The sequence below is a fragment of the Longimicrobium sp. genome (genome assembly GCF_036554565.1).
In the GTDB taxonomy this organism is placed as follows: Bacteria; Gemmatimonadota; Gemmatimonadetes; order Longimicrobiales; family Longimicrobiaceae; genus Longimicrobium.
Window position 1 is genome coordinate 1 of the sequence record NZ_DATBNB010000165.1, and the last position, 1,846, is coordinate 1,846.

Annotated in this window: 4 protein-coding genes; 1 reads left to right on the plus strand and 3 read right to left on the minus strand. The window is 67.3% G+C overall.

All coding sequences use genetic code 11. From position 1 onward, the window contains the following. Positions 1–270, plus strand: a 270-nt coding sequence (locus tag VIB55_RS04550; protein WP_331875482.1) for an MFS transporter, incomplete at its 5' end; no start/stop codon positions are given. Between the two features lie 3 nt (positions 271–273). On the opposite strand, the gene VIB55_RS04555 is transcribed toward VIB55_RS04550, so the two are convergent. From VIB55_RS04555 to VIB55_RS04565, 3 genes are all read right to left on the minus strand, one after another. Next, positions 274–606, minus strand: coding sequence for a hypothetical protein (locus VIB55_RS04555; RefSeq protein ID WP_331875483.1), 333 nt, complete (start codon positions 604–606; stop codon positions 274–276). Further along, on the minus strand, positions 603–1,034 hold the full coding sequence (locus VIB55_RS04560; RefSeq protein WP_331875484.1) for a hypothetical protein: 432 nt from the start codon (positions 1,032–1,034) through the stop codon (positions 603–605). The genes VIB55_RS04555 and VIB55_RS04560 overlap by 4 nt, the downstream gene beginning before the upstream one ends. Before the next feature lie 150 nt (positions 1,035–1,184). Further along, a partial coding sequence (locus VIB55_RS04565; protein ID WP_331875485.1) for an EAL domain-containing protein occupies positions 1,185–1,846 on the minus strand: 662 nt, incomplete at its 5' end.

Genomic DNA, 1,846 nt, shown 5'->3' on the forward strand with positions numbered 1-1,846 from the left:
TTCAACCTGGGCGCGTGGGGCGCGCTCTACGCCGCCACGCCCGAGGTGTATCCCACCACCCTGCGGGCGACGGGCGCCGGGTGGGCGGCGGGGTTCGGGCGGATCGCCTCCATCCTGGCGCCGCTGGCGGTGCCGAAGCTGATGGCGGCGGGCGGCTCGTGGGCCGTCTTCGGCACCTTCGCGGGGTTCTTCGGCGTCGCGATCATCGGCGCGCTCCTGCTCCCCGAGTGGCGCGGCCGCCAGCTGGACGAGGGCACGGGCGCGGCCTGATCGCTACTCTTCGCGGGAGCTGCGCCAGACGCTCAGGCCGTCGACGACCGCAAGCACGACCGCCACAGCGACCAGGAGCACGACGAGGTACCCCGATCCTTCAACCACCCACCGCGGATTTCCAGGCGCCACGGTTACCATCGCCTCGCGGAATATCATCGCGATCAGGATTGCAAACCCGAGCGCCCATGCGTCCGCCACCAACACGGGACGTAGATCCCGAGGTCCGTGCCCCCGCCGCCCGGCGTAGTTCTGACGCCGGTACACGGCGAATTGCGCCATCAGCAGGGCGCCCGTCACCAGACCCCAGACAAGCGCCGACATATGGATGTTCATTCGTGTACCTCTTTGAGAGTAATCGTGTAGGTGCTCACGGCCATCGAAGACCCGAACAGGAGCACTGACACCATCAACACGGCGCCCGAATTGATCGGGCTATTCGTAGGGATCCCTGCAAAGTAGAGAGACGCGCCGATTACGATCAGAATGCACGAACCGCCCGCCACGACGTGCCGCAGATCGTGGGGTGTTCGAATGCCGAGCATCCCGCCCAGCGCGGTCGCCGCCGCGGCGACCCCCACCAGCAGCAGTTCGCCGTGAGCTACCGCTTCGGCCAGTGTCCGTGCCGGCTGGCCCGTCGGCGATGGAAGGCAGCGGATCAGGATCGGCACCAGGGCCACGCAGACGCTGAACAGATAGAAGCGCGCGAGCTCCATCCGCGTACCGGCGGAGATGGGGAAGCTGGGTTTCGTGCTGTCGGCCATGGGGAAACGGTCGCGTGCGTGTGTGCTGTTCGTCCATCCACTTGCGTTCAATATAACGCGGAACGCCGCGAAAGTGTACAAACTAAACACGCCACCTCGCGGATAGCATCCGCGGGTGGCGCTCGAGTTTCGTAGGGCGGGAGGGAAACGCTAGCGGGGGCGCGGGGGCTGGGTGATCAACGCCTCTGCCTGATCCGCCGGCACGGGACGGCTCCACAGGTATCCCTGGCCGTAGGTGGCTCCCATTTCCCGCAGCTGCTGGGCCTGGGCGATCTCGTCCACCCCCTCGGCCGTCGTTTCCAGCCCGAGCGTGTTGGCCAGCGCGATGATGGCGCGCACGATGGACATGTGCTTGTTGCCGAGCGCCATCGCCACGATGAACGAGCGGTCGATCTTCAGGATGTCCAGCGGCAGCTGGTGCAGGTACGAGAGCGACGAGTAGCCCGTGCCGAAGTCGTCCACCTGCAGCTTCACGCCCAGCGCCTTGAGGTCGTGGAGCACCGAGATGGTGTCCTGCGCGTTGCCCATCACCACGCTCTCGGTCACCTCCAGCTTCAGCCCGGCGGCATCTACCCCGCTGCGGTCCAGGACGGCGCGCACCTGGTCTACCAGCGACGGCCGGAACTGCCGCACGGAGAGGTTGATGCCCATGGCGATGGAGTGCGCCGGGTAGCGCGCCTGCCAATCGCGAAGCTGCCCCGCCGCCTGCTCCAGCACCCAGCCGCCGATGGGCAGGATCAGCCCCGTTTCCTCGGCCACGGGAATGAACTCGGCGGGGGGCACAAGGCCCCGCTCGGGGTGCTGCCAGCGCA